Below are 21705 nucleotides of genomic sequence, written 5' to 3'. Positions count from 1 at the left end.
AAATATGAAGCGTTGTTAATCCGAGTAAAAGGGCCAAATGAAACCTACAAGGTTGAAAAAACCTTGCAGGTTTAGCTAATAAAAATGTTAAGTTTTATTGAACATCGAATTTGGACAATCTGCAAAATCCTTGTATTCGTGGCAAAAAGTAAACCGCGAATTCGCGAATTTGTATTTCAGCCAGCGTAAAATTCGCGAATTCGCGGTTAAAAATGCAATAAGAAACTCAATCCGGATTGGCCAAAGTCTGGAACAAAGCCGCATTCGCCATATAAAACTGGTTTTCCATCCCAATTTGTGACAAACGCGCATTCACGAGATTGTTCTCGCGCGAATTGATCAGGAAAATCGAACTTTCGCCATAAGAAAAAAGTCGTTCTTCCGAAGAAAGCATCGTCGTGTAATCGCTTACCAAATTGTCAATCAGCATTTTCTGCTTGCGAAGCGACTCGATCTCGATTTGCTGGGAAGCGATTTTGTTGCGCAGTTCGAGCCTTTGCTGGGAAAGGTCGAATTGGGCGTCCTGGATTTTCAGTTTGGCCAATCGCAGCGATCCGCGTTCCTTTCGGAGGAAAATCGGCAGGCTGAAATTGACGTTGAATTTGTAATCCTCGACCTCAACCTGATCGAAGTACCGAGGTTCGGAAATATAGTTGTAGCCGACATTGAGTTTCGGAAGCAACGCATTGGCCTTCAATTGTCGGTTGACTTCAAGAATCGAAACCTTAGTGCGCAAAGTCTGGATTTTCGGATGCGCATCAAGCTGATTGAGATCGACCGACATTTGGTTCGTGCGCAAGGTTTCGTCCAATGTCGACAACATGTCCTTTTCGGGTTTCACGACCTCGCCAAGTTCAACCGGAACGTCTTCAATCCACATATAATTCGACAATTCCAGACGCGCTTTTGCCAATTTGAGGTTGGCGTTTTCGAGATTCAGTTCGCGATTCCTGACCGTGATTCTCGCCTCGACGCTATCGATCGCCGGAGAATCGCCGAGTTCGATCAACGTTTTGATGCCTTTGAATCGCGTGCTTGCAAAACCGAGGTAGTTTTGATACAAGTCGGCTTCGGCGAAACTTTGCTTCCACGAAAAATAGGCTTGGCTGGCTTTGTATAAAACCTCGATGGCTCGCAATTTTCGCTGTGCGTCGCTCATCTGGACGAACAATTTTCCTTCGCGCACGTCGGCCATTCTTTGGTTGATGAACAAACCCTGACCAAGCGGAACCGTGATTCCAAGCGAGGTCAATCCGGCTTCGGGCGTGCGGTTCTGTGGGTTGAAATATTGGCCTGACGTATCGTCGAATCCTGCCTTGATCTCGATGCCGTACCAAGTCGGAATCTTGAAACTGCTGTTCAGGAGCGAGTAATATTCGGTATTCGAAAATTCCTTTTTGTCATAATCGACCTCGATTTTAGGGTCGAATCCGCCTCGAGCGGTAAGCAAATTCGCCTGTGCGTTGCTCAGTTCGAGGTTTGCCTGGCGCACCAACGGATGGTATTTTTTGACGTAACCCAGGAATTCGTTGAAACTGAGTTCGTCTTTGTTGAATTCCTGTGCGTTGGCCGAAAACGAGATCAGCCAAAACAGCAGGAAAAAAGTTCTCATCTGCATCATATCATTTCTTTTCCTTGCTTGTGTCTTTCGCTTCAGGTTTGTAATAATTTGGCGGGAAACCGTTCAGGTTACGCCAGATTTCGTATCCGACTGAAACCGTTTCGAGCAGTGCGATACTTTGTGCGCCCGCGCCAATGCTGAGTTCTTTGGGCCATTTCTCGGCTTGGTTGTCGGGAGCGATCAGGATTCTATATTTTCCGTTCGAACTAATGAAATTCTCTACCGCGACGATGCGTCCGCCAAAAGTTCCGTAAGACAAGCCCGGCCAGCCGCTGAACACGATTCTCGGCCAACCGTCGAACCAGACGCGCACTTTCGCACCTCTATGGACAAGCGGCAAATCGATCGGATCAACATAAGTTTCCACGGCAATGTCGTAAGTCGCCGGCATGATGCTCACAATTGGCGTACCTTCCTTGATGGTTTCTCCAAGTCCGGCGAGCAATGCGCGGTTCACGTAACCGCTTTGAGGCGCCGTGATGTAGTACAAACCGTTTCGCACCGAGTAATTCACATATTGGTTGTGCAGTTTGTTGACTTGTGCTTCAGTGTCGTATTGCGAGCTCAAGGCCGTGAACTTGTCGCTTTGGGATTTTGATATTTTCTCGGCATATTCGGCCGTGATGCGGTTGATCTCGACTCTCGCGTTGATGAATTCGTTCTTGCTGCTCAGCAATTTGTTTTCCTGTGTGATGATGTACGCTTCGGCTTCCTGCAATTTCAGGCGTTTCTGCTCGACATCCGTCATAGGCTTGAGGCCTTCTTTTTGTAGTGCGGTCGATCGGTCAAATTGGGTTTTGGCGATGCGAAGTTGCGTTTTCACGGCTTCCAGGTCCATCGAATCGCTCTTGATTTTTAATTCCGCCTGACGGATTTTATTGCGAGCCTGTTCCAGTTTGAGTCCGCGTTCGGTGCCCAGCGATTGCGCCTGGACTTCGAGCGAGCTCACTTTGTCGCCGTACGATTCGAGCGCCATTTTCTTCGCATCGACTTGCTGTTTGGTATTTCCGACGAGATTCGGGTCGAAATAATCTTCCTTGATCTCCGAAATGAACAGGATCGTATCGCCTCTTTTGACGTAGTCGCCTTCTTTTACGAACCATTTCTCGATGCGTCCGGCGATGGCGTTGTGCACCGTTTGCGGACGTTGGTCGGGTTTCAGTGTCGTCACCGCGCCGCTTCCGGAAATGTTCTGCGTCCACGGCAAAAACAGGCACAAAACCATGAAAATCAGGAATCCGAAGATGATCCTGTTGAGCATTTTGTAATGCGGACGCTTGGCCACACTGGTTATCGAGGTGTAATCGCCCGGCGTGATCAAAATCGTTTGGTCTTTGGATATGTTGAGCATCTTACAGTTTTATATCGTTGATGATTTCGCCGTGACCAACCGTTATCATGCGGTCACAGCCGTTTTTCCAGGTTTCGCTTTTGGATGCGACGATCACCGTCCAGTCGTTTTGTTCCGACAAAAGGAATTCCACGATCGATTTGGACGTCGCCTTGTCCATTTTGTCGGTAGGTTCCTCAAGCAACAGGATTTTTGGTTTGTGGGCGATGCAACGCGCCAGCAGGATTTTCTGCACGTCCGATGCCGACAGTTGGCGTCCGCCCGGATGGATTCTCGTCTCGAGTCCGTCGGGGAAAGTTTTCACGAAAGGCGCCAGGCAAACGCTGTCCAAAGCCCATTTCAGGTCTTGGTTGTCGATGTCGTTTTTCCCGAAAAGGATGTTCTCGCGAATCGTGCCCTCGAACAAAGTTTCGCCAAACAGCAAAGTTCCGGCCTGAGAGCGATAAGCGTGTTCGTCGAGGCGGTTCATGTAATTGTCCGTGAAGTAAACTGCGCCGCTGACGGGTTCAAGCACTCCGGCTAAAATCCGCAAAAGCGTACTTTTCCCGGCTCCGTTTTTTCCCGTGAGCAAAATTTTCTCGCCTTGGGAAACTTTGAGGCTCACGTCCTTGATCGATTTTTTCTCGAGTCCGGGATAATTGTAGCAGGCCGATTCGGTCTCGATCGTGATTCCGACCGAATTTTTCTCGATCGCGCCCGGAACCGAACAGATTTCCATGTCAGTGACTTGCCCGATTTTTTCGATGGAAGTCAGCACGTCGTAAAAGCCTTCGAGTCCGAAGATTATTTTTTCGATGGAGTTGATCAGCAACACGATCACGATTTCGGATGCCACGAATTGTCCGATATTCATTTGTTCGGTGATGACCAAAAATCCACCAACCGACAAAAGCGCCGCGGTGGCCAAAACCTTGAAAAGTACCAACCTGATGTATTGGTTTTTCATCACGCCAAAGTGTTTCTCGCGATAATTCACGTAATCGGCCACGTAAATGTCGTTGCGTTTCAGGGCATATTCCAGTTCGGTATTCTTGCGGAAACTGTCGCGATTCCTTGCGATTTCCTGAAGCCAGGCCGCGACTTTGTATTTATACGTCGACTCCTTGATGCTTGTTTCGAGTCCTTCGTTGTAATAGATTTTGAAGATGAAATAAAGCACGGCGACCAACGCGAGCCCGATGATAAGGAAAAACGGATGGTAAAGTGCAAGCAGGATAATCCCGAATCCGACTTGAAGGAAAGCCGCCGAAAAGTCGAGCAGCAATTTGGCGCCGCCTTTTTGAACAGTCAAGGTATCGAAAAACCGATTGGCTTGTTCGGGTGCATATTTGGCGTACAACTCCTTGAATTTGATGAGCGGCATGCGATAGGCGAACTCGAATGAAAACCGAACGAAAATGCGCTGTTGCAGATTCTCGACGATACGCAATTGCATGATCGTGAGCACGCCCGCGAAAGCCACGCCCAAAGTCACGACGATGACCAGCACGATCCATGAAACCGAAACCTGTCCGCTTTGGATAAAGTTGATGATCGCCTGTACGCCAAGCGGAAGCGATAGGTTGATCAATCCGGCGAAAGCCGCGTAAAATATGATTTGGTAGACGTCGCGCTTGTCGAGTCTGAGCAGGTTTACAAAACGTTTGTATGGCGTCATAAGTAGTTCAGTATGAGTGAGAATTGGTTGCAGGCAAAAGCCGCGAAGGCCAGACGTAAACACGCAGGCGCTGGAAATTGCCAGAAATGGCGCTAAAGAAAGCGTTCGGGAGGCGGAAGGTGGATTTTGGAATAAAGGCCGCCTTTTTGGTCGAGGTTTGACCTTTGTGCGAAGGCTTTGTCAGAAGTGAGCGACTTTTTCGGAACGCCCCAATAGTAATTTGGAAGCAGATATTCGAGCACTACCAAACCTTTTTTGACGCTTTTGGTCTGTTGCTTCTCGAATTCGTACTCCTCAACCGATTCCTCGCAGTCGAAGAAAAACTTTAGCATTTGGCACACCATTCCCGTTTGTCTGTAAACGTCGGCGTTTTGGTCTTTAAGGATTCGGTCAACGCTCGACGCAAGATTCAGGCTGCTCAACAGGAAATAGCCAATCAGCAGGACTTTCAAGCCTTTGCCGAGGAAACTGTTTCGGATTGTTGACATTATAGCGTTCATGGTATTTGCGATCCTGTGGTTGGAATTTGGCAAAAATAGGTCGCAGACTTAAAAAAATGGTGTTAATTAGAAAGTTCTAATGTTGAAAATGCGGGAATTTAATACTGTGCGTGAGTTTTGTTGCGGATACTTTAACGGGAATCGATTACTCAAACTCCAAATTCCAATTCCGATAGCTATCGGTACAAATTCCAAGTCCCAAATCCCAATCTGGTTGCCATTTCATTGGCATTTCACTCCACCTACGTTTAACAAAAAGTACAGATTTTCTGTACTGCTCGTATTTCCAGAACTCCGAACTTCGCGTTCATGGGGAAGGGGCGCGTTTAACCCGTACGAAAAACGCAATTTATCCGATTACAGAAAACCTGTAAGTTTTGTTAAATCTTTTTGCGCGACTTTTTGATTGCTACACTGAAATGAAAAACGGATATGAAAGTAGTTTCGGTTTCCCGAAGATTTGGCCATCTGTACTCGGAGCAACTGAGCAGATAGAAAATTTAGTGAAAGTTTTGGACTGTTTTCTCGGAATTGGACTTGGAGAGTGAAATTTCACTCCACCTACGTTTAACAAAAAGTACAGATTTTCTGTAATGCTTGTATTTCCACAACTCCGAACTTTGCGCTAATGGGGAAGGGGCGCGTTTTACCCGTACGAAAAACGCAATTCATGCCAGTACAGAAAACCTGTAAATTTTGTTAAATCTTTTAAGAGATTTTTAGGTTGTTGTGCCAAAATGAAAAACGGATATGAAAGTAGTTTCGGCTTCCCGAAGATTTGGCCATGCGTATTCCGAGCAACCGAGCAGCTAGAAAATTTGTGAAAGTTTTGGACTGCTTTCTGGAAGTTAAATTTAGAGAGTGGCATTTCACTCCACCCACGTTTAACAAAAAGTACAGATTTTCTGTACTGCTTGTATTTCCAGAACTCCGAACTTTGCGTTCATGGGGAAGGGGCGCGTTTAACCCGTACGAAAAACGCAATTCATGCCATTACAGAAAACCTGTAAATTTTGTTAAATCTTTTTGCGCGACTTTTAGGTTGCTACACTGAAACGGAAATACTAATCGGAGATAGTTTCGGCTTCCCGAAGATTTGGCTATGCGTATTCCGAACAACTGAGCAGCTAGAAAATTTGTGAAAGTTTTGGACTATTTTCTGGAAGTTAAATTTAGAGAGTGGCATTTCACTCCACCTACGTTTAACAAAAAGTACAGATTTTCTGTACTGCTCGTATTTCCAGAACTCCGAACTTTGCTTTCATGGGGAAGGGGCGCGTTTTACCCGTACGAAAAACGCAAACTTATCCCATTACAGAAAACCTGTAAATTTTGTTAAATCTTTTTTGGGACTGAAGTTGCTACACTGAAATGGAAAAACGAATCCGAAGCATTTGGCTTCCTGAAGATTTGGCGACACGCATTCCAAGCAACTGAGCAAAGCGAAGCTTTGTAAAAGTCCTTGACTGCAATTTGGGATTTGGAGTTTGGGATTTGTGATTTGTCTCCGATAGCTATCGGGATTGGCACTAGAACTTGAATTGTCCGTGAACACACGCGACAAACGTTAGTACTGCCAAGATGTTTCCAAAGTTTGACGAAAACCTTCCGGCAAATCGCGTCCAGCCCGGGTGAAGCGGTTAGCCTTTGGCCGCAAAACACGACATTTGGCCCGTTTGGCACAGCGACCGAAGGAAGCTCGTGCCAAATGGAATGCCGAATGCGCGTTTTGGGTCAAAGCTAATAGCGGAGACCGGATTTGCTGGCCAAATAAAAACCCTAACTATTTGAGTATTTGAATCATATTTTTATCTTTGGCGAACTCCACCACAGTTTTCGATAATTGGATCAACCCGAAATTTTGGGGTCGGTTCGCGTTTTTTACATCCAAAAAAATAAACAAAATGACAAAAAAGTACGTTTTTCTGGCCTTTTGGCTATCGGTTGCAGCATTTGCCCAAGACGGGCCTTTTGGTGGCGAGTACGAATTCAATCCAGACCATGTCGAATGCCTTTCACCGGCCAAGCGCGACGAGATCAAAGCACAGCTTGCAACTTCGCGACAGGTTTTAGTGGCTCAGGGAAAATTGCCTGCGCAAAATCTGGGCGCTCACGTGATGTTCGATTGGCCTGTGGTCAAGAATCCGACGGCGAATTACAACAATGTGTGGAGCATCAGCAATTATGTCGATCACAACGCGGCTTTTCCGAATCAGGTTCAGGATTGGAACTGCGGATCGCGCACGTATGACACTTCGGGTGGCTATAACCACCAGGGCGTCGACATTTTCACTTGGCCTTTCACGTGGTATCAGATGGCGAACAACCAATCTTGGGCTGTCGCTGCGGCATCTGGCGTGATCTTGTACAAGTCGAACGGAAATCCCGACACTAGTTGTGCAATGGGCGGAGGAAACTGGAACGCGGTCTATGTTGCGCATTCTGACGGAACGACCACTTGGTACGGCCACCTGAAAAACAATTCGTTGACGACCAAAGCCGTGGGCGAATTTGTCGCGGCCGGAGAGTTTTTGGGCGTCATAGGAAGTTCGGGCAATTCGACCGGTCCGCACTTGCACTTCGAGGTTTACGATACGGCCGATGCTTTGGTCGATACTTATTCGGGAACGTGCAACAATTGGAACGGTGGCGATTCCTGGTGGAATCAGCAAAAACCGTATATCGAGCCAAAAGTCAACGCAGCTTTCACGCACAGCGCGGCTCCAATTTTTCCGAATTGTCCGCAAATCGAGACACCCAATTTCAAGAATGAATTTTTGGTCGGGCAAAATGTGGTTTGCGCCGGCTATTTCGCCGATCAGAACATTGGCGCGCAAGCAACGATAAGTCTTTACAGACCAAACGGAACCTTGGCTTACACGAGTTTTGCGATAACATCAGAGTTGTATTACGCCTCGTGGTGGTTCTGGACTTTCAACCCGAGCACGTTAAACCAAACCGGGATCTGGACGGTTACTTTTTCGTTGGGCGGCAGTTCGCTTTCGCACCAGTTCGCTTACGGAACGACTTTGGCAACAAACGATCTACAGAAAAACGCTGCGATTTCGTTCTATCCGAATCCGGCAAACGACCAGATCACGTTCAGCAAAACAGTCGATGAAGTCGAGGCGATTTCGGTCGATGGAAAGAGCATTCCATTGACAATCCAAGGCGAATCGGCCCAAATCTCGCATCTGCCTTGCGGCGTTTATATTCTTAGGGGAAAATCCGAAAACAAAGATTTCCGCCTGAAACTTGTCAAATCGTAAAGTAAATCCGTTGCGGATTTTTCAGGCATTTGAATTCCGACGTTCAACAATCCGATAATAAAAAAAAGCGCTCTCCATAAAAAGAGAGCGCTTTCCAGCTACAGTAACGCCAATTACTGCTTCATTATCTTGAGGCGGCGGCTGCCTTCGTCCGTGGTGACATCGACGAAATACAAACCTCTTGAAAGCGGCGACATATTGATTTCGGACGTCGGTGACTCATTGTTCGAAACCATGACCGTTTGTCCCAATTCGTTGTAGATTTTAACCGATTTTATAGTGCTGTCGTTTCTCAGATTCAAAATAGATGTGACAGGATTCGGATAGTACGTGAGACTATTGGAATTAAACTCAGGATTTACAAGCGAAGTATTGAAAACCGACAAAAGGAAGGCGCCATTGAGGATATTGCCCAGCAGTCCGTTTTGCGAAACTGAAATGTAAACGGTTTGTCCCGGTGTAAGTCCGTTGACGTTTACGCTCGAAAAAAGATTGAGCAGCGAAGCATTGTCGTTACAGGCGACTTGCGTGAGATTGCCGCAAGTTCCGGTGTAAACCGCGACCACAGTGTCGAGATTTAGCGATCCCAAAGCCAATCCTGTCTGAATTGTCAAGCTTCCGTTGGTCGGAACTACGGCCGTAAACCAAACGTCGTTGCTCACGTTGGTGCCACAAGTTGGCGTATTGGTTCCCGAAGTCGTCGCTCCAATGCTGGTCGACAAGATCGCGCCCGAGTTGAAATCGACCCCGACTTCAAGGGCAAGCGCTCCGGAACAAGCATCGTTGGTCGTTCCGGCAGCTACGTTTAGGTCAATTTGCACCCAATCGCTGAAATTTCCATCGCCGCAATCTGTCCTGATGTAGACGTCAAGATCGGCATTCGCGGTCAGTCCGGTGAGGTTGTAAAGCAAAGTGTTTGTCAGATTCACCACAGTTCCCGTGCCAAGTGCAAACCCGGACGGACCGTATTCAATCTGGACATTGTTGCTGATTCCGGCGGTAAGCCAGCTCAACAAGGCCGCATTTCCTGTGATATCTGTCGCGACAAAACCACTTGGCGGTTCGCATTCGGGTAAAACGGTGCTCACAATATCGTCGATGTCTACGGTAACCGAAGCTGCGGCCGTGGCGTGAAGCGCAACATGGATCGTCTGTCCTACGTAGGCACTCAAATCGACTCCATACCTAAAGAAAGTAAGTCCACCCGGCGGATTGACTTCGCCTTCCAGCGTCACGGTAAAATCGGCGACTGCTGTTCCCGTTGTGGAAACCAGGACATCGATGTTCGCGGCCGCGGCCAAACTGCGATTTCTTGCGTAGAAATAAAGGTAATCGTTGACGCCTGCCGTTACGGTAATCGCGGGAGAAACGAGATAGTCGCTTTCTGCACTGACCGATGCGTCGAGGGTGACGACGTGTGTTCCGGAATTCGCAAGAAACCCGGTGGCGTTCAAATCGAGCAAAGTCCACGTATTCGAACTTCCTTGATTGATGTTGATCCAACCGGAAAGTCCGGCTTCAAAATCTTGGTTGAATTGCGCTTTGCCGACAAACGACAACAGTAAAAATAGAAGCGCCAAAGTATTTTTTTTCATGGGATTGGGGTTTTAAATTTTACTTGAAGTTAGTTTGATATTCGCAAATTGTCAACTATTTGAAGTTAATTTTAGGAAAATATTGGGCGATAAGCGAATATTTCACAAGGTTTGAGTCTAAGTCATTAACTTTTTTGTAACAGTTGACGCTGATTGGCGAGTTTTAAATGCGGATAATTCGCGAATTCGCGGCAAAATCCAAGTAAAAAGGTTTCAATTCGAATTGACGAATTTGTAACGGGAGGCGCGGAGCGAAGCCGAAGAGTCCGAAAATTTCCGGTGTCAAATTTCGTTGTGAAAATGCCTGGACGTTCGGTAAACCGATCCAGCCCGGTTAAAGTGGTTAGCCTTTGGCCGCAAAATGCGACATTTGGCCCGTTTGGCACAGCGACCAAAGGAAGCTCGTGCCAGGCGGTCGCCAAATGCGTGTTTTGGGCCAAAGCTAAAAGCGGCGACCGGAATCGCTGGCCAAAAACCAAACAAAATCCCTACTTTTAACCAAAACATTTTCTATGGATTTTACGGCAAAAATGCTGCGCGACGACGCGTTGAAAGGCAAAACAATCGTAGTGACGGGCGGCGGAAGCGGACTCGGGAAATCGATGACCAGATATTTTCTCGAACTCGGAGCCAACGTGGCGATCACTTCGCGCGATCTCGAAAAATTGCAAACCACGGCTGCCGAACTCGAGTTGGAAACGGGCGGAAAATGCCTTGCGGTCGCGTGCGATGTGCGCCATTACGATCAAGTCGAAACGATGCTGAAATCGGTGCTTGACGCGTTTGGCCAAGTCGACGTTTTGCTCAACAACGCCGCCGGAAACTTCATTTCTCCAACCGAAAGATTGTCGGCCAACGCGTTCGACACTATTATAGATATCGTCTTGAAAGGCACGAAAAATTGCACTTTGGCCTTTGGAAAACATTGGATCGACACCAAACAAAAGTCGTCCGTTGTGCTCAATATCGTCACGACTTACGCGTGGACGGGTTCGGCTTACGTCGTTCCGAGCGCGACTGCCAAAGCCGGCGTTCTGGCCATGACGCGCAGTCTCGCGGTCGAGTGGGCGAAATACGGCATCCGTACCAACGCGATCGCGCCAGGTCCTTTTCCTACAAAAGGCGCTTGGGACAGATTGCTTCCGGGCGATCTCAAGGAAAAGTTCGACCTGGCCAAGAAAGTGCCGTTGAAAAGAGTCGGCGACCATCAGGAATTGTCCAATCTCGCGGCTTATCTCGTCTCTGATTTTTCGGCTTACGTCAACGGAGAAGTCATCACCATCGACGGTGGCGAATGGCTAAAAGGCGCCGGCCAGTTCAACATTCTCGAGGCGATTCCGGAAGAAATGTGGGACATGCTCGAGGCAATGATCAAGGCTAAAAAGGGCTGATTTTTTATTATTTGGGCGCGACCCGGAACCTGTTTTTTGCTTCGGCACGAAAAATTTGCCGGGTCGGGCTGAGCGGCACTCGCTTTTGGCCAGCTTTAAAGGCTGGCCAAAGAGCTTAGACAAAGCCGTCATCCCTCGCGCAGTCCAGGTTCCAAAACAAATACTTATGGAAAAAGAGAATAGGGTTTCGATCTGGCTCGGGAATTTTGACGACCAGACCGCCTTCGAAGATTATTTACAGGAAACCTACAATGAGGAAGACGATATGTCATCCCACTTCACCGACGATTTCGGCATTCCGTTTTATGACGTTGATTTTTCTGAAGCCTATTTTGACCAAAAGGGTTTGCAGTCAAAAATCCTCAATGAATTCTCTTACGCGGATACTTTCAAGGGCGATGTTAACGAGGCTTTGTTTGCTGGCAAGAATGCTATTGTCGTTATTTACGACTTTGATTATAAGGGAGTTGGTGAAGTTGGGGCGATGCGGTTTTTGGGTAGGTTTTCTTTTGAGCGGTGATTTTCGGGATTCGGGGCGCGCTTCGCTTGCCCGGATTTGATGGTTAGGTCGCGCTTCGCTCGACCTGATTTTTTTTGGATTAGGTTCGGGGCGCGCTTCGAAACAAAAAATCCTTCTGCATTTGCAGAAGGATTTCCTTCGTCGGGGTGGCAGGATTCGAACCTGCGACCTCCTGGTCCCAAACCAGGCGCGATGACCGGGCTACGCTACACCCCGAATTCTTTCGAATCAGGGTGCAAATATAGCACTAATTTCATTGCTTGCAAGTAATTTTTTGAATCGGTGGGAAATAAATTTGGACGGCCTTGATTTTCAATCGGAATAGGGCAAAAAAAATAACGGGACAAATTGCCCCGTTACCTTACTAACCCAAAATAAATGCATGAAATTTTATGGTTTCGGCACGAATCTTACAGCGGTTCCGCCGCCTGGCGCGAGATTCAGCTCTAAAGTGTCGTCTTTTGTGAACGCTTTTTTCGAGATTTTTACGGGATAAGGATTCGACTTGTAATCGGCTCCGGTTCCGTCTTCGTAGATCTCTGCGGCGTAGGTTTTGTCCTTGTCGAGAAAATCAAGTTTGAGCGTCGTTTTTCTGGCTTCGGAATTTGTGATCGAACCCAAATACCAATTTTCGCTGTTCCAGTCCTTGCGCGCGATATTCACATATTCACCAATCTTCGAATCGAGATATTTTGTGTGCGACCAAACCTCGGGAACGTCTTTGATGAACTGGAATTCGGGTTTGCCCACGTAATTTTCGGGCAAGTCGGAAGCCATCTGCAAAGGGCTGAAAAGCACCACGTACAACGCCAATTGTTTGGCCAACGTCGTCTGCACTTTTGCTCCGGCCGGCGTTTTGTAGTCGAAGTTGAACGTGCCAGGAGTAAAATCCATTGGCGCGGACAACATTCGGGTAAACGGCAGGATTGTCGTGTGCTCAGGATTGTTTCCGCCATCAGACGACCAGGCGTCATATTCTTGTCCGCGACCGCCTTCCTGAGTCATCAGATTTGGATAAGTGCGGCTGATTCCAGTGCCTTTCACAGGTTCGTGATTGTCGATCATGATGTGGAACTTGGCCGCGGTTTCTACGACTTTGCGGTAATGGCGCACGCCGAATTGTCCGTCGTGCCATTCCTTTTTGTCGAGATATTTGTTCACGTAGCCCGTTTTTACCGAATTCACGCCAACTTTATTGTACAACCTGAAAGCGTCCTCGAGCTGGCTTTCGTAATGGCTCGCGGCTCCGGCAGTTTCGTGGTGTCCGATGAGTCGCACGTTTTTCATCGCCGCATATTTCGTGATCGCTTCCAGATCGAAATCAGCGTAAGCTTTTACGAAACTGAAGGCTTTTCCGTCGGCAGTCCAATCGCCGTCCCAACCTTGGTTCCAACCTTCGACCAACACGCCGTTGAAGCCGTTTTCCGAAGCAAAGTCGATATGTCGTTTTACGTTTTCTGTAGTAGCGCCATGCTTTTCGCCTTGACCCCAAGTGTATTTTTCCAGGTGCATTCCCCACCAGATCCCGATGTATTTCGAAGGCGTGATCCACGAAAGGTCCTCGATTTTGGAAGGCTCGTTCAAATTCAGCATGAGTGGAGACGTCGCGAGATCGCCGGGATTTTGAGCGACGATAACCGTCCGCCAAGGCGTTTTGAACGGCGTTTGGGCATAAACTTTCACGCCGTCGGCCCAAGGGACCAAATCGCTTTTGTAGGTATTGTTGCCCGAATTCAGTAACGTCATCGATGCGAAATCGGTCAAATTGGCCTCGTGAACCGCGACGAACAACTTGCTTTTGGTCTCGAAAGTAGCCGGCGTGTTGATCGTGTCGGTTTTGCTCATCGGCGTTTTTCGGTAGTAACTTTCGAGGTACGAATTCTCGCGGTGCACCGGAATCCACCAAACATCTTCATTCGCTGGGAAAACAAATTGCGTGACTTCGTTCGAGATCTTGACCTTGTCCAGTTTGGGTTGTTTCGGGAATTCGTATCGGAAACCCATTCCATCGTCAAAAACCCGGAAAACAACGTCGACCAAACGCTGATCGCCACTTTTTTCCTTGAGATGGATCGTGAGTTCGTTGTGGTTGTCGCGCACTTTTTTCGTCTCGCCCCAAGGTTGCTCCCATGTCGTATCGGAATGTCTTTTGTCGGTGGCAACCACTTCGAAATTTTCGGTCATTTTGGCCAGACCCTGAAATTCGAATCCCAGCAAAGACGGTTTCAGCACCACTTTTCCGTCCGAAGAAAAACGGTACATCGGCTCGCCTTTTTCGCTGAGCTCGAACACCAGTTCGTTGTTTTTTCCGGGTGAAGTCACTTTGTACAGCGTCGTCGATCCGCAAGACCAGAGCACGGCAAAGGCCAGGGCGCAACCTATCAGTCGTAAATGTCTCATGCTTGTTATTGGATTTCGTTGAGTTTTGCGATGGCTTTGTCGGTTTGAAGCGATACGAAATAGTAGAAAGCCTGATCGAGTTTTCGTTGGATGCCCGAATTTGAGGCATATTGTTCGCGCAAATTGAACAATCGGCCAATCTCCGAAAAAGCGACCGGAGCATTCTGCACTCCGGCAAAACTGCGGATTTTCTCCACATAAGCATAACCGAATTCATCCGTGGGTTCGATCATCGTGCCTTCGCCGAAGTCGTTCCAAGTGATCAACTGGATCGCGTCGATATTGGCCGAAGCCGACATTTGCAAAGTTTGGTCGAAAGTCGCTCCGTTGTTGTGGGGAATCGTCCAGCCGATGATGTTTCCGGCGCCGCCTTCCTCATAGAAATCGTGAAAACCCGGATACGCACTTCCAAACGCAACGTCTAGATTCTGGACATTGTTCGTGTAGAAGTTCTGCAGGTTCGCGTTGTTTTCGTAAACCCACGAATATTCGCCCGAAGCATTGTTTCCGGCATCGCCAGATTCGTTCCAAAGCGTGAGGAAAGTTGGTTTTGGGCTCAGGTTCTGGAAAGCGTCCGTCCAACCGGATTCGGTTTGAATTGTGATCGGCCCGAAGTTCAGCAACAAAGGTTTTCCGTTGACCTTGATGTAATTCGCATCTGAAAAGCAATTCGCCTGCAAGTACGAAAAATCGTTCCGAGCCGCGGCAGTAACAGATGGCGCCAGTCCGGCGTTGACGATATCTGGCAAAAATCGGTCTTCATAGACGATCGCATATTCGAGTCCGACTTTGTCCAGCATTTCGATCAGTTGTTCGGTGTTTTCCTTGATCAGACGGAAATCGTTCAGGTTGTAAGTGCCGTACCAATCGATGAGGATCCCGTCGACTCCGGCATATTTCATCAGCAACAAATGGTTTTCGATAACCTGTTTGTCGCCCGAGTGATAAGGCCCGATCATCGGATAATAATGCGAAGCGATCTGGCGCTTTCCGTTGGTGATGATGTCGGGATTCTTGTTGGACATCGTCCAGTGATAACCCCACGAACCGTTGCTGGCCTTGGTCTCGAACCACGGCATGTAGTGCACGTAAATCTTTTTGTTGTTGGTTTTGGAAACGGCCACGGGCGCGAGCGTCTCGAAATCATCGGACGGTTTTTCCGAATCCGGATCACTGCATCCGAAAGCGAACATAGCGGCTAAAAGCGTCAGGGCAAATAAATTTTTCTTCATGTCATTTGGGCTTAAAAAATGGCCTCCCGCAACTAACCGGGCGGGAGGCCGAAAAATCAATTTCAGTAACCCGGATTTTGTTCCAGATTGGTATTTGTGCTCAAAACGTTGGCCGGAATCGGGAAGATCGCCCGGAAAGGTTCGGTCGCTCCTTTTTCCCACCAAGGCTGGAAGAACGTCCCGAAACGGATGTTGTCAGTGCGGCGGCGGCCTTCAAACGTGAATTCGCGCAGCAATTCCTTGTCGATGAAATCGAGATCGATCGTCGCCGGCATGTCGAGTCCGGCGCGTGTCCTGATTTGCTGTACGAAAGGCGAGGCGAGATCTGGCGAACCCAGACGCACGTAACATTCGGCTTGCATCATGAGGATTTCGGCATATCGGATAACGACCAGATCGTGATCGCGTTCCCAGGTTTCACCGGCTTTGTCTTCGTATTTGTCAAGTCTCACGCCTTCGTTTTGTTTGGCATCCGTAAAGTTGACGATTTCTTCGGTGTAATTCAAAGGCAATCCCGAATCCATCACGATTACGGAATTGGTGGCCAAACTGATCTGCTCACCTGAAAGCATGCATTTCTTGCGTCTGTCCGAATCGTCGAAACTCGAGAAAACGCCCGGTTGCGCGCACATTCCGTTGCCCGACCAAGGATAATCGCCGGTTGCCGAAAGCGTGAACCTGTGCAAATAGTGCTTGCTCATCGACGACATATAGTTTCCGACGGTTCCGGCCGTATGATCGTATGGAATCGCGAAAATGAGTTCGGGCGAATTCTGGTTTTCGGTGATGAAGTTTCCGAAGAAATCAGCGTTCAGGGAATATCCGGACACATTCTGGCACATGTCAAGACAATCCTGCCAACGCGCAACGCCGACGAAAGCTTCCGAATTCAGGTAAAGACGCGCCAACAAAGAATAGACGACATTCTTGGTGAATTTGGAGTAAACCACGCCAGATTGTAGATAAGGCAAAGCATTCGTCCATTCCGATTCCACAAAATCATAGACTTGCTGGCGTGTGGAATTCGTCGGCAATCCCGTATCCTCAAAGTTTGTCACGATCGGGACATTTCCGAACCAATCGAGCAAACTGTAGTAATAATAAGCACGGATGGCTTTCAGTTCGGCATAAATCGGAAGTTTGGCCTCGTCGCTCAAACTCGATTTGTCGACTTGGTAAATGATCGAATTTACCTTGGCGATTCCCGTGTAAGCGTAACGCCATGCCGAAAGGATCAAACTGTTTTGGGGCGTCCATTCGTGGCGTTGCAGCTGCTGGTATTGTCCGCCGTCGAACCAATCTGTTCCGCGGGTTGGAATCGTGGCTTCGTCCGAGGTGCATTCCGTGAGGAAAAATACGTATTCACAAGTTGGGTACGAGATCGAGATGCCGTCGTTGAATCCGCGAAGCGAAGAATACGCACCACCGACCAAAGCCTGTATCTCGGCCGGCGTCTGACCGAAATTCCCGTCCTCGACGCGGTCGTAAAGATCTTCGTCAAGGTCGGTGCAAGAGTAGTTGAAAAGCAGGCAAACCAATAGCGCTGCCGTGATCCTTATTTTCATGAGTTCTCTTTTTTAGCAATTAGTTGTTGAGTGAAAAATTCACGCCGAAAGAAATCGTGCGCGGTCGCGGATAGTTGTTGAAACGGTCGATGCCGGGAGCCGACAAGCCGGTGTTGTCGATTTCGGGATCGGTGCCTTTGTAGCCCGTCAGGACGAAAAGGTTTTCTCCCATCACGTAAAGTCGCAGGCGATAATCGTTGGTCTTGAACGGAACATTGTAGCCCAAAGTCGCATTTTGCAGACGGAAGAAACTCGCATCCTGAACCCAATAACTTGAAAAAGTCGGGGCAGAACTGATGTCGCTTCCTACAAATTCGTCGGGAATGTTATAATTCGGCATGCGATTCGGATCGTGCAACATCATGTTGGTCGCGTTCAGGACTTTTTGTCCGAACATTCCGTAACCCGAAACCGACAGGTCGAAGTTCTTGTACGAAGCGTTGAATCCGACACCTAGCGTGAAATCAGGTTGTACGTCGCCGATCGCTTTTTTATCGGCAGACAAAATAAACTGTCCGTTGTCGTCAAAACCCTGGAACTCGTAACCCCAGAATTGTCCCACCGGATAACCTTCGGCCACGATTTGCGAAAACTGGTTCGACATGCCCGAAAGTCCGTGGAGCGAGCCGCTGTTGATCACATCGGTTTCATAGATGTCGTTTGACAATCTCTCGATTTTCTGCTTGTTTTTGGCGAAGACGACATTGGCATCGAACGTAAAATCTCCGTCTTTATCAGCCTTTACGATATTCGCGTTCAAAGTCACCTCGATTCCCTTGTTCGACAAAGTTCCCACGTTGGCAAGCATCGTCCCGACCAGATAAGGCGGTTGCGGCACTTCGTAAGTGTAGAGCAGATCTTCGGTTTTCTTGTCGTAATATTCGATCGATCCCGTGATTCTTCGGAACAATGAAAAATCGAGTCCGAGGTTGATTGTCTTGGTCTGTTCCCATTTGAGATCGGGATTCGGATTCTGCGTAGGCGAGTAGGCCAAACTCCAGTTTCCGGTCGCCGGATCGTAGTAACTGTCGTTGCCGACGCCCAAAATCGAAAGCGAGCGGTATTCGCCGATTCCGTCCTGATTTCCGGTAACGCCATAACCGACGCGCAGTTTCAGGTCGCTCAACACGTCTTTTGCGCCAAACATGAATTCCTCGTTGGAAACTTTCCAGGCCGCCGAAGCCGACGGAAACCAACCCCATTTGTGGTTCGCCCCGAATCGGCTTGAACCGTCGCGACGCATCGTTCCCGTGACGAAATACTTGTCGTTGAACGAGTAGTTCGCACGTCCGAAGAAAGAGACGAGGCGCGATTTTCCTTTGTAGGAATAAACGTCGCCAAGCCTGTAATCCTGGCCTGCGCCAAGGTTGTTGTACAGGAACAGATCTGTAGTGAAACCGCTTCTTTGAGCGCCCAAACCTTCGTATTGGTTCTCGAGAAACGAGTATCCGACAGTCGCGTTTACCGAATGTTTCCCGAGCAATTTGTTGTAGGTGAAGAAAGTCTCGAGTTGGGAATTCGTGTAATCGCCGTAGGTTTTTTGCGCGTATCCGCCTTCTGTCATGCCTTCGAGAACTGCATAAGACGGCTTGTAAGTGTTGCCTTTCAAAGCGTTGTGTTCCAACGAAAGGTTCGTCGCCCAAAGCAAATCCTTCATGAGGTAAGCCTCGGTTTTGAAATAGCCCAAAATGCGGTGGCGTTCGCTGTCGACTCTTCTGTTGGTAAGGATTTCCACCGGATTTTCATACAAAGTCCCACCGACTTGCGAGAAATTCCCGTTGGCATCGCGCACCGGAATCGTCGGGTTGAGGTTGAAAGCGCGCTCGAAAATGCGATAGTCGAGCGGATGCCATTTGTCGATGTTGGCAAAAACGCCCACGTCGAACTTCAAACGCTTGTCGGCCATATACTGGTACATGCTCACATTGGCCGCCAAACGCTCCATTTTACTGGTTTTGACGATGCCTTCGTTCTCGAAATACGAAAGCGAGGCGCGAGATCCGGCCATTTCCTTTCCGTTCGTGATGCTGATCGTATGCGATTGGGAGAACGCTTCCTGTTCCAATTCTTTTTGCCAGTTCGTGTTTCCACCATAATCGACCGCGTCAGTGATACCGTTGTCGCGCACGTATTTTCTCCACTGATTTGCCGAAAGCATATCGATGTGGTTCGCCGCCCAACCGATTCCCGTCATTCCGGTGTAAGTCACGCTCGAACCTTTTATTCCGTTTTTGGTCGTGATGATGATCACGCCGTTGGCGCCTCTCGATCCGTAAATGGCTGTCGCCGATGCGTCTTTGAGGATGTCGATCGATTTGATGTCAGATGCTTGCACCGCGTTGATGTCGACGCCCGCAATGCCGTCCACGACGATAAGCGGATTGTTGCTTGCCGTCAAAGAAGTTCCGCCGCGAAGGCGAAGTGACGAACCGCTGCTTGGGTCGCCCGTTCCTCGCACTACCGACAGTCCGGCAACTTTTCCTTGCAGGACTTGTTCGGTGGAAACGATTGTTCCGCGGTTGAGCTGTTTTTCGTCCAGCGAAGTGATCGCGCCCGTCAAATCGGACTTTCTTACTTTCCCGTATCCGACCGAAACCAATTCTACGGCGTCGAGCATGTAAGCGTCTTCGGCCAAAGTGAAATTGAGTTCAGACGACGTCGCGGCTTCGATAAGGCGCGTTTGCGTGACGAATCCCATAAAGCTGACTTCGATCGTGTTTCCTACCGATGTCTCGATCGCGAATTTTCCATCGGCATCTGAAACCGCACTTTTCTTGGTGGTTTTGTCGAGTACGGTCGCTCCGGGCAAACTTGCTCCCGAGGCGTCCAGCACGACGCCCGTTATGATTTTAGACTGCTGCGCCTGCATTCCCGAAGTCAGGAAAAACGTCAGGAAAAGCAGCAGCGATGCGACCCTGAAGCGAATCAGGGCACTTTTTTGTGGTTTGTTCATTGGTTTTGTTTTTCGGTTTGGCTTAGTCTAAGATCTTGAGTGGAATGTCTACATCAGACAAAGTCCTGTCAGTATTGTCCTTCACGTTAACGTGGATCGTCGTCACATTGGCGTTCAGCAAAGCAGCCGGAAGATTCACGAATCCTTTGATCTCGGCCGTTCCGCCGGTGAAATTTCCGGTCAATGTGATTGATCCGGCCGTGATTGTGTAAACCAAAGTGTTGACGCCTGGCTCGTTGTTGTTTCGAATGATTCCCAGGAAATCGCGCTTGGAAATCTGTTGCGGGAAATACTTGAAAACCGGCGGTGGCGGCGGCGTGACATCGCCTGCATACAAAACCTGCTCGGGAATCGTGCCCGCCCAATCGTCTTTCACGAAGAAATACGTGATGTTCTCGAAAACGAATCCGCTTGGGATGTTGTTGTAATATTGGGACGGAATCAGATCCATTTTCCAAAACCCGTTGCCGAGGTTTTTCAAAGCGGTTTTTGCCACGATATCGGGCAACCAGGCCTGATATTCCTGAAGCACTGACCAGGAATTCATTCCGCTGTGCATGTGTACCGAAGTAGCGTTCTCGAATCCCGGAGCCAGGTTCGCGTTGAACAAAATGCTAAGTCCGCCGTCCAGGGTTGGATGTTCGGGATAAGCGCGGATGAGTTCGTTCGATGTGTAGAACGACTCGAAACTTTGGTAAGGCATGTTGGCCACTTCGCTCTGAACCGTTCCGTCGTCGTTTTTGAGTCTGAACCAGAAACCGGCGCTGGCCGCGATGGCCGATGGCGTCATGTTGAAATAAGTCGTCGGCGTAAGCGTGAAACTCCAGACGAAATCGTGTTCCCAAGTGAGTTTGGCGAAGTCTGACGAATTGTTGAAGTTGCCCGCGTCGGGCTCGGACGGCGACCAGATCCACAAATAAATGTCGTCGCCTTGGTTCCAGGTCGTGCCCGTCAAATCGAAATACCATTTTACCTGTTCGTCATATTTGTAAACCACGGGATAAGACCACATTTGGTTGACCGATCCGGCCGAGGTTTGCGCTTTGGCGAAATTCGGCAGAACGAAAATCACCAGGAGAAGAAAGAGTAGTTTTTTCATCAGTTTACCGAATTAAGTCTGAAAGTATAGCTCGCGAAAGGCACGCCTCCGGAAGTGCGCACCAATTGCAGTTCCATTTCGCCATTGCTTCCCGGAACCGAAGTGAGTCGCAGCTCGTCGGTTTTGGTGGTGAGCCCGGCGTCGCTGTACAAATAGATGCGAACTGCCGCACCGCTCGTGGTTTGGAAGTCGCTGCTCAATTTGTAATAGCCGCTTGGGGCGAAAAGCGGCGGAACATCTCCCGAAACTTCATAGGTCGTGGGACGGTTTTTGTCGTCTACGTTGAACCGGATTGCGAAATCTTCGTAGTTGAATTGCGTGCTCAGGTTTTGGTCGAAAGGTTGCACGCCATTTGCTTTGGCGACCTCGTCGGTCATCTTGAGGCTCATAAGTGCCCAATTGCCGTCGATTTTTTCGTAGAGCGTGATCGGAGCTACGCGTTCACCATCGTCTTCCTCGTTGCAACTCATGGCGAGCGCGGCGACAATGGCAAACCAGAACATAGGTTTGATTCTCATAATTTTGGTTGGTTTTAGTTCTATTTTTTGGTTT

The 21705-nt window shown here is 48.7% G+C and carries 14 protein-coding genes and 1 tRNA gene; 3 read left to right on the top strand and 12 right to left on the bottom strand.

Features of this window, described 5'->3' with window-relative positions:
• Positions 1-226 precede the first annotated feature (226 nt).
• The 4 genes from EOO49_RS17170 to EOO49_RS17155 form a co-directional block, all read right to left on the bottom strand.
• Positions 227-1612 carry a TolC family protein gene (locus EOO49_RS17170; protein ID WP_290847950.1) on the bottom strand — a complete coding sequence of 462 codons (1386 nt, stop codon included), beginning with the start codon at positions 1610-1612 and terminating at the stop codon, positions 227-229.
• A gap of 10 nt (positions 1613-1622) precedes the next feature.
• Positions 1623-2972 (bottom strand): biotin/lipoyl-binding protein, encoded by a 1350-nt coding sequence (locus tag EOO49_RS17165; RefSeq protein WP_290847948.1) that lies wholly within the window; start codon positions 2970-2972, stop codon positions 1623-1625.
• A gap of 1 nt (position 2973) precedes the next feature.
• Entirely contained in the window at positions 2974-4629 is a 1656-nt protein-coding gene (locus tag EOO49_RS17160) for an ATP-binding cassette domain-containing protein (protein WP_290847946.1), read from the bottom strand.
• Positions 4630-4721: 92 nt separating this feature from the next.
• Entirely contained in the window at positions 4722-5117 is a 396-nt protein-coding gene (locus EOO49_RS17155; RefSeq protein ID WP_290847944.1) for a hypothetical protein, read from the bottom strand.
• Between the two features lie 1916 nt (positions 5118-7033).
• Here EOO49_RS17155 and EOO49_RS17150 point away from each other — a divergent pair.
• Positions 7034-8398: a peptidoglycan DD-metalloendopeptidase family protein gene (locus EOO49_RS17150; RefSeq protein WP_290847942.1), complete on the top strand. Its 1365-nt coding sequence runs from the start codon at positions 7034-7036 to the stop codon at positions 8396-8398.
• Between the two features lie 113 nt (positions 8399-8511).
• Here the strand turns inward: EOO49_RS17150 and EOO49_RS17145 are convergent, their stop codons facing one another.
• Positions 8512-9993: a choice-of-anchor J domain-containing protein gene (locus EOO49_RS17145; protein ID WP_290847941.1), complete on the bottom strand. Its 1482-nt coding sequence runs from the start codon at positions 9991-9993 to the stop codon at positions 8512-8514.
• Positions 9994-10505: 512 nt separating this feature from the next.
• Here EOO49_RS17145 and EOO49_RS17140 point away from each other — a divergent pair.
• Together EOO49_RS17140 and EOO49_RS17135 are read left to right on the top strand one after the other, a co-directional pair.
• Positions 10506-11384: an SDR family oxidoreductase gene (locus EOO49_RS17140; protein WP_290847939.1), complete on the top strand. Its 879-nt coding sequence runs from the start codon at positions 10506-10508 to the stop codon at positions 11382-11384.
• A gap of 166 nt (positions 11385-11550) precedes the next feature.
• Positions 11551-11904 carry an immunity 22 family protein gene (locus EOO49_RS17135; RefSeq protein ID WP_290847937.1) on the top strand — a complete coding sequence of 118 codons (354 nt, stop codon included), beginning with the start codon at positions 11551-11553 and terminating at the stop codon, positions 11902-11904.
• A 141-nt stretch (positions 11905-12045) separates the two neighbouring features.
• On the opposite strand, the gene EOO49_RS17130 is transcribed toward EOO49_RS17135, so the two are convergent.
• The 7 genes from EOO49_RS17130 to EOO49_RS17100 form a co-directional block, all read right to left on the bottom strand.
• Positions 12046-12120 (bottom strand) — tRNA-Pro (locus tag EOO49_RS17130).
• A gap of 174 nt (positions 12121-12294) precedes the next feature.
• Positions 12295-14304 (bottom strand): glycoside hydrolase family 97 protein, encoded by a 2010-nt coding sequence (locus EOO49_RS17125; RefSeq protein ID WP_290847935.1) that lies wholly within the window; start codon positions 14302-14304, stop codon positions 12295-12297.
• Positions 14305-14309: 5 nt separating this feature from the next.
• Positions 14310-15536: a glycoside hydrolase family 71/99-like protein gene (locus EOO49_RS17120; protein WP_290847934.1), complete on the bottom strand. Its 1227-nt coding sequence runs from the start codon at positions 15534-15536 to the stop codon at positions 14310-14312.
• A gap of 62 nt (positions 15537-15598) precedes the next feature.
• Positions 15599-17101, bottom strand: a complete 1503-nt coding sequence (locus EOO49_RS17115; protein WP_290847932.1) for a RagB/SusD family nutrient uptake outer membrane protein — start codon at positions 17099-17101, stop codon at positions 15599-15601.
• A 19-nt stretch (positions 17102-17120) separates the two neighbouring features.
• Positions 17121-20054, bottom strand: a complete 2934-nt coding sequence (locus EOO49_RS17110; RefSeq protein WP_290847930.1) for a SusC/RagA family TonB-linked outer membrane protein — start codon at positions 20052-20054, stop codon at positions 17121-17123.
• A 22-nt stretch (positions 20055-20076) separates the two neighbouring features.
• On the bottom strand, positions 20077-21153 hold the full coding sequence (locus EOO49_RS17105; protein ID WP_290847928.1) for a hypothetical protein: 1077 nt from the start codon (positions 21151-21153) through the stop codon (positions 20077-20079).
• Positions 21153-21671, bottom strand: a complete 519-nt coding sequence (locus EOO49_RS17100; protein ID WP_290847926.1) for a DUF5004 domain-containing protein — start codon at positions 21669-21671, stop codon at positions 21153-21155. The genes EOO49_RS17105 and EOO49_RS17100 overlap by 1 nt, the downstream gene beginning before the upstream one ends.
• Positions 21672-21705 lie beyond the last annotated feature (34 nt).

This window comes from Flavobacterium sp., from assembly GCF_004295795.1.
GTDB lineage: Bacteria > Bacteroidota > Bacteroidia > Flavobacteriales > Flavobacteriaceae > Flavobacterium.
Note: the sequence above shows the minus strand (reverse complement) of the source record. Positions and strands in the feature narration are given on the sequence as shown.

Excerpts from the sequence above, each read along its gene's own strand:
- EOO49_RS17120 (WP_290847934.1), bottom strand. The coding sequence starts at position 15,536 with ATGAAGAAAAATTTATTTGCCCTGACGCTTTTAGCCGCTATGTTCGCT.
- EOO49_RS17170 (WP_290847950.1), bottom strand. The coding sequence starts at position 1,612 with ATGAGAACTTTTTTCCTGCTGTTTTGGCTGATCTCGTTTTCGGCCAAC.
- EOO49_RS17150 (WP_290847942.1), top strand. The coding sequence starts at position 7,034 with ATGACAAAAAAGTACGTTTTTCTGGCCTTTTGGCTATCGGTTGCAGCA.
- EOO49_RS17105 (WP_290847928.1), bottom strand. The coding sequence starts at position 21,153 with ATGAAAAAACTACTCTTTCTTCTCCTGGTGATTTTCGTTCTGCCGAAT.
- EOO49_RS17145 (WP_290847941.1), bottom strand. The coding sequence starts at position 9,993 with ATGAAAAAAAATACTTTGGCGCTTCTATTTTTACTGTTGTCGTTTGTC.
- EOO49_RS17135 (WP_290847937.1), top strand. The coding sequence starts at position 11,551 with ATGGAAAAAGAGAATAGGGTTTCGATCTGGCTCGGGAATTTTGACGAC.
- EOO49_RS17140 (WP_290847939.1), top strand. The coding sequence starts at position 10,506 with ATGGATTTTACGGCAAAAATGCTGCGCGACGACGCGTTGAAAGGCAAA.
- EOO49_RS17115 (WP_290847932.1), bottom strand. The coding sequence starts at position 17,101 with ATGAAAATAAGGATCACGGCAGCGCTATTGGTTTGCCTGCTTTTCAAC.
- EOO49_RS17155 (WP_290847944.1), bottom strand. The coding sequence starts at position 5,117 with ATGTCAACAATCCGAAACAGTTTCCTCGGCAAAGGCTTGAAAGTCCTG.
- EOO49_RS17110 (WP_290847930.1), bottom strand. The coding sequence starts at position 20,054 with ATGAACAAACCACAAAAAAGTGCCCTGATTCGCTTCAGGGTCGCATCG.
- EOO49_RS17125 (WP_290847935.1), bottom strand. The coding sequence starts at position 14,304 with ATGAGACATTTACGACTGATAGGTTGCGCCCTGGCCTTTGCCGTGCTC.
- EOO49_RS17160 (WP_290847946.1), bottom strand. The coding sequence starts at position 4,629 with ATGACGCCATACAAACGTTTTGTAAACCTGCTCAGACTCGACAAGCGC.
- EOO49_RS17100 (WP_290847926.1), bottom strand. The coding sequence starts at position 21,671 with ATGAGAATCAAACCTATGTTCTGGTTTGCCATTGTCGCCGCGCTCGCC.
- EOO49_RS17165 (WP_290847948.1), bottom strand. The coding sequence starts at position 2,972 with ATGCTCAACATATCCAAAGACCAAACGATTTTGATCACGCCGGGCGAT.